The sequence below is a fragment of the Streptomyces sp. WELS2 genome, assembly GCF_013870595.1.
In the GTDB taxonomy this organism is placed as follows: Bacteria; Actinomycetota; Actinomycetes; order Streptomycetales; family Streptomycetaceae; genus Streptomyces.
The window spans coordinates 1-5,661 of record NZ_JACBWZ010000396.1 but is presented as its reverse complement, the minus strand read 5'-3'; the positions used below and the strand labels follow the sequence as shown (position 1 = coordinate 5,661).

The window sequence follows — 5,661 nt, the reverse complement described above, 5'->3', positions numbered from 1 at the left end:
CCGGCCGCCCGGTTGCCGACCCGGCCCAGCGACCGGACGCCCGTGACCACGGGCGGGAAGTCACCGGTGGGCGCGGTCGGCTGGAGGTAGAGGCCGAGGCTGGGCAGACCGGTGGCCTCGGCGAGCTGCCGGCCGAGCGGGGCGGTGGTTGCCGACAGCAGGAGCAGGTCCGTGTCGTCGGTGACCGCGTCGGCGAACCCCCGGCCGAGTTCCGCGACGAAGGCGGCGGCCGTGCGCACGAGGTCCCGTCGGCTCCCGACACCGCCGTGCGCCCGTGGATCGGCGGTCAGCGGCCGGAAACCCAGTCCGGCACCGTGGGCGAGGCCGGCGAAGCCGTCGGTGGCGGCCAGCGTCACCCGGTGTCCGGCACGGGCCAGTGCGGCGCCCACGCCGGTGTACGGCGCGACGTCACCGCGCGACCCGGCGGTGGCGATCAGGATTCTCACGGCTGCTCCTCGGGGTCCGGGCCGGCGGCTTCGCGGCGGGCGGCGTTGGCGTGGATCGCCTTGCTCACGTACGCGGCGAGACCGGGCCGTTGCTGTGACGGCGGGACGAGGAGGGCGAAGGCGCGCGGGTCGGCGGCCAGGTCGTCGGCGACACGCCGGTGGGTGTCCGGCGGGCAGGAGGTGAACCAGCGGATCAGATGGCGGCGGTGTTCCTCGGCGAGGTCCATGGCCCGCTCGCCGTCGGCGGGTTCGCCGGCGTCGAAGGCGGCGAGCAGGCCGGCCCGCCAGGCGGCGGCCTCGGCCATCAGCCGCCTCCAGTCCTCCTTGCCGTGGCCGGCCGCCCGTGCCATCGCCTCCCGGTACGCGGCCGAGTCCCGCCACTTCAGCTGCGCCTCGGTGGCGTAGCTGAGGTCGAAGGAGATCTCGCCGAAGACCTCGAAACGCTCCTCCGGGCTGAGCCGCACACCGGTGCGCTGCACCTCGATGGCCTGCTCGGCCACCTCGGCGAGCCGTTCGAGCCGGGCGATCTCCTCGCGCAGCCGGCGCTGCCGCTCCCGGAGGTGGCCGAGCGCGTCGGCGTGCGGGTCGCGCAGGATGGCGGCGATCTCGTCGAGCTGGAAGCCCAGTTCCCGGTAGAAGAGGATCTGCTGGAGCCGGGCCAGGTCGGCGTCGCCGTAGCGGCGGTAGCCGGCGGGGCTGCGCTCGCCGGGCGAGAGCAGCCCCGTCCTGTCGTAGTGGTGCAGCGTGCGCACGGTCACCCCGGCGAACGCCGCGACCTGGCCCACCGAGTAGCCCATGTGCCCGCCCTTTCGTCCGGTCACAGGCTGCGGCCTGACGTAAGGGGAGGGTCAAGCCGGGCCGGCCCGCCCGTCACACCTCGTCGCGGACCAGGGACAGCAGCCGGTCCAGGACGCGGGGTGCCGTGCGCAGGCCGTCGTGCTCGTACTCGTTGGTGACCCAGGGGCGCAGGCCCCGGATCGCGGCGGCGGTCTCCAGGGAGTGGGTGGCGTCCACGAACATGTCGTCGTGGTAGACGGCCGCGGCGACGGGGACCTCGTTGGCGGCGAGGCGGGCCGGGTCGTACAGCGGGCGCCAGTCGGTGCGGGCGGCGAGCAGGCCGGCGGTCTCGCGCAGGGGCCGCAGGGCGGGGTCGGTCTCGAACATCCAGGGGTGGACGGTCTCGCCGGTGAAGAGCACCGGGCCGTCGCCGGCCAGCGCCTTGGCCGCGTCGAACTGCGGGAACTCGGCACGGACGCGTTCGGCGGCCCAGGCCGTGGGGCGGGCGTCCTGGCCGTAGATCGACTCGTGGACGAGGGCGTAGAGCGGATGGGCGGCGTAGGACAGCAGGGTCTGCGCCTGTTCCCGGAAGGCGTCGGACAGTTCGTGACCGGAGGGGGTGCGCACGAAGGCGTCCTCCAGCAGGAGGTGCAGCCGGTGGGTGCCGTCGGTCGTGCCGAGCATCAGGCCGAGGGACTGGAAGGCCTCCACGGTGAAGCGGTAGCCGCCCGGGAGGACCACGTCGTGGGTGAGGAGGTGGTCGGCGATCCGGCGGGCCCGGCGCACGTCCTCGGGGTAGCGGTCGTAGTGGGCGGTGACCTTGCGCTCGATGCGCGGGTAGGCGGCCCGGTAGACGTCGTCGGCGTGGGCGTGCAGGGAGGGGAGGCCGCCGGTGATCAGCGCGGTGTGCACGCCCTCGGGGGCGAGGGAGAGGTACGACACCGTGCAGAAGCCGCCGTAGCTCTGGCCGAGCACGGTCCACGGGGCACCGCCGGTGAGGCGGGGGCGGATGGTCTCGCAGTCGCGGACGATGGAGTCGGCGCGGAAGCGGGTGAGGTAGTCGGCCTGGGCTGCGGGGCCGCCGCGCAGCGGGAGCGTCTGCCGGGTGGCCGGGGTGGAGCGGCCGGTGCCGCGCTGGTCGAGCAGCAGGACGCGGTAGTCCCTCAGGGCCCGGTCGAGCCAGGACTGACGACCGACGAAACGATTCGCCGCCAAGCCGGGGCCGCCCGTGAGGTACACCAGCCAGGGCAGGTCCTGCCCGGCCTTGTCGCTCGCCACCGCCTCGCGGGCGTACAGCTCGATGGTCTCGCCCCCGGGCTCGGCGTGGTCGAGGGGCACGGTGAAGTGGTGGTCGGTGAGGACGACACCGGGCTGGCGGTAGCTGAGGCTCAACGGGTCTCCCGGGACGGGCCGATGCGGACGCGTCCCAGTTCAGCACATGAGCGCGCGCGGGCCGCCCGCCACATGGCTCTGGAGGACGGTGCGGGCCGGGTCCGGGACGCCGTCGAACGGGTGGCCGAGCGACGCGGCGGACAGGGAACTTTCGCAGGTCAGTAGGCTGGTACCCATGCCGGAGAAGACAACCGACCCCGCCGACCTGCGGGGCGACTGCGCACAGTGCTTCGGGCTGTGCTGCGTCGCCCTGCCCTTCGCCCGCTCCGCCGACTTCGCGGTGAACAAGCCCGCGGGCACCCCCTGTTCGAACCTGCGGGACGACCACCGCTGCGGCATCCACGCCCGCCTGCGGCAGCAGGGCTTCACCGGCTGCACGGTCTACGACTGCTTCGGTGCCGGGCAGAAGGTGTCCCAGGTCACCTTCGGCGGACGGGACTGGCGCGGCGGGCCGAAGGAGCACGCGCGCCGCATGTTCGACGTGTTCCCGGTCGTCCGGCAGCTGCAGGAGCTGCTGTGGTACCTGACGGAGGCGCTGGGGCTGCCCGCCGCCGCGCCCGTCCACCCCGAGCTGCGCGAGGCCCTGGAGCACACCGAGCGGCTCACCCTGCAGGGCCCGGAGGAGCTGGCCGCGCTGGACGTGGCCGCGCACCGGCAGCAGGTCAACGTGCTCCTGCTGCGCACCAGCGAGCTGGTCCGGGCCGGCGCCGGCGGCAAGGGCAAGGGGAAGGGGAAGGGGAAGGGCAAGGACCGGCGGGGCGCGGACCTGATCGGCGCCCGGCTCAGGGGCGCCGATCTGCGTGGGGCGAGCCTGCGCGGTGCCTACCTCATCGCCGCCGACCTCACCGGAGCCGACCTGCGCGACGCGGATCTGATCGGCGCGGACCTGCGGGACGCCGATCTCACCGACGCGGACCTGACCGGGGCGTTCTTCCTCACCCAGCCGCAGGTGAACGCCGCGCGCGGCGGCGCCGGTACGCGTCTGCCCGCGTCAGTCACCCGCCCCGCGCACTGGGCAACGGCTGGCTGAGCGGGGCTGCGCCGGGTGCTGCCGCCGGGCGGCGGGTTCGTCCCGGCCCGCGGGGACCGTGCGCAGCGCCTCTTCGGGGTGCCGGCGTCGTTCCAGCCGTAGCCGCAGCCCCTCCGGCATGAGTGTCAGGCGCTCGGTGACGGTCAGGCGGTAGCCGGGGTCGGCGTGCAGCTCGTAGCGGCGCAGCAGCAGGCCGAGGACCAGGGTCGCCTCGTGCAGGGCGAACTGCCGGCCGATGCAGGCCCGGGCCCCGGTGCCGAACGGCTTGAAGGTGTGCGGCGGACGGGCGCGTACGGCCGCGGGGGTGAAGCGCTCCGGGTCGAACCGCTCGGGGTCCGGGCCCCACACCTCCGGCGCGCGGTGCAGCATCGGCGTCAGCACCAGGGCCCACGCGCCCCGGCGCATCGGATGCTCCCCGGCCAGCACCGTGTCCTCGCGCGCCTCGCGGGCGAAGGCGGGCGCGGTCGGCCACAGCCTGAGCGCCTCGTCCAGCACCCGGCGGACGTAGCGCAGCCGGGCGACCTGGTCGTAGCGGGGGTGCGGGGTGCCGCCCCAGACACGGTCCACCTCGGCCCGGGCCCGCGCGGCGATCTCCGGGTGCCGGGCGAGGTAGTACAGGGCGAAGGAGAGCGCGCCCGAGGTGGTCTCGTGGCCCGCCACCAGGAACGTGATGACCTGCTTGCGGACGTTCTGCGCGGGCAGCCGCTCCCCGGTCTCCGGGTGCGCGGTGGCCAGCATGCGGTCCAGCAGGTCCCCCTCGCCGCCCCCGGACCGGCGCCGGGCCGCCACCAGTTCGTCCACCGTGCGGTTCAGACAGGCCATGTCGGCCGCGTTGCGCCGGGTCGCGGCGCGCAGCAGCAGCGGGGCCAGCGGGACGGGGACGGTGTTGAGGCGCTGGGCGTAGCCGAGGGTGCCGACCATCGCGGTCACGAAGGGGTGCGGCCGGTCGCGTTCGAAGGAGCCGAAGTCGTGCCCGAAGCCGGTCCGCGCGATGGTCTCGAGGGTCAGCCGGGTCATGTCGCCGGGCACGTCCACCGTGTGCCCGGCCGCCAGCCGCCGGTCCCAGTGGTCGGTGAGCCGGCCGGCCACGGACAGCATCATGCCGTGGTAGCCCTCCATGGCCTCCCGGCTGAACCCGGGCGCCAGGACGTCGTGCGCCAGCTGCCAGTTGGGCTCGTGGTTGTAGGCGGTGAACAGGCCGTCCCCGGCCACCGGCCGCAGGTTGGCCACCCCCAGCCCGACGTGCTTGGCGAACCGTGACTCGTCGGCGAGGTCCGCGACCAGCCGTGCCCCCCACACCAGCACGAACTCGTTGCCGAAGGCCCGGCGCCGGAAGATCGGGCCCAGCTCGCGGGCGTGGCGCAGGGAGTCCTGGAGCGGGCGGTGCCGGTCCACGCCGAGCACATCGCCGAGCAGCGGCACCCGGCGCCGCGGGTGCGGTATGCGGTGCAGCTCCGGCCAGCCCTGTTCGGCGCTCCGGAAGCCCTTCGGCGGTCGGTTACTCATGGTCTTCGTCGTCTCCGCCATGCGTGATCCCCCTTGATCCAGCGGATGGTTGACGCCGCCCCGCGTGTTGGACGTGGGTTCAATAACGCGTTTCAGTGTGGTGCCGTATTAGAACCGGCGTCAAGTAAAGTGACGCCATGCCCGCGAACGAGGGGGAGCGCGCCCGGCGCCGGCTGAGCACCGAAGAGCGCCGTGAGCAGTTGCTGTCGGTCGGCGCGAAGCTGTTCTCCGAGAGCGCCTACGACGATGTGTGGGTGGAGCGGGTCGCCGAGATCGCCGGGGTGTCGCGGGGGCTGCTGTACCACTACTTCCCCACCAAACGGGAGTTCTTCGCCGCGGTCGTGGAGCGCGAGAGCGAGCGGATGCTGCGGATGACGGCGGCCGTGCCCGGGGTGCCGGTGCGCGAGCAGCTGACCGCCGGCCTCGATGCCTACCTCGGCTACGTCGAGGCCCACGCGCACGGCTTCCGCGCCTTCCACCGCGCCGCCGCGGCCGGCGCTGGTGGTCGGC

The 5,661-nt window shown here is 74.3% G+C and carries 7 protein-coding genes; 2 read left to right on the top strand and 5 right to left on the bottom strand.

The features are described 5' to 3' along the window. From H5J33_RS21475 to H5J33_RS21460, 4 genes are all read right to left on the bottom strand, one after another. On the bottom strand, window positions 1–446 hold a 446-nt coding region (locus H5J33_RS21475; protein WP_181796551.1), incomplete at its 3' end, for a glycosyltransferase. Next, a complete protein-coding gene (locus tag H5J33_RS21470; protein WP_181796552.1) occupies window positions 443–1,243 on the bottom strand; it encodes a MerR family transcriptional regulator in 801 nt (266 codons plus the stop codon). The genes H5J33_RS21475 and H5J33_RS21470, both read right to left, overlap by 4 nt. Before the next feature lie 73 nt (window positions 1,244–1,316). Beyond that, window positions 1,317–2,615 carry an alpha/beta fold hydrolase gene (locus H5J33_RS21465; RefSeq protein ID WP_181796550.1) on the bottom strand — a complete coding sequence of 433 codons (1,299 nt, stop codon included), beginning with the start codon at window positions 2,613–2,615 and terminating at the stop codon, window positions 1,317–1,319. Between the two features lie 39 nt (window positions 2,616–2,654). Then, window positions 2,655–2,792, bottom strand: a complete 138-nt coding sequence (locus H5J33_RS21460) for a hypothetical protein (protein WP_181796549.1) — start codon at window positions 2,790–2,792, stop codon at window positions 2,655–2,657. On the opposite strand from H5J33_RS21460, the gene H5J33_RS21455 reads away from it, so the two are divergent. Continuing rightward, window positions 2,791–3,645: a pentapeptide repeat-containing protein gene (locus H5J33_RS21455; RefSeq protein ID WP_181796548.1), complete on the top strand. Its 855-nt coding sequence runs from the start codon at window positions 2,791–2,793 to the stop codon at window positions 3,643–3,645. The two genes, H5J33_RS21460 and H5J33_RS21455, sit on opposite strands and share 2 nt — an antisense overlap. On the opposite strand, the gene H5J33_RS21450 is transcribed toward H5J33_RS21455, so the two are convergent. Continuing rightward, entirely contained in the window at window positions 3,607–5,172 is a 1,566-nt protein-coding gene (locus tag H5J33_RS21450) for a cytochrome P450 (protein ID WP_181796547.1), read from the bottom strand. The two genes, H5J33_RS21455 and H5J33_RS21450, sit on opposite strands and share 39 nt — an antisense overlap. A 116-nt stretch (window positions 5,173–5,288) precedes the next feature. On the opposite strand from H5J33_RS21450, the gene H5J33_RS21445 reads away from it, so the two are divergent. Then, window positions 5,289–5,661, top strand: a 373-nt coding sequence (locus H5J33_RS21445) for a TetR/AcrR family transcriptional regulator (protein ID WP_181796546.1), incomplete at its 3' end; no start/stop codon positions are given.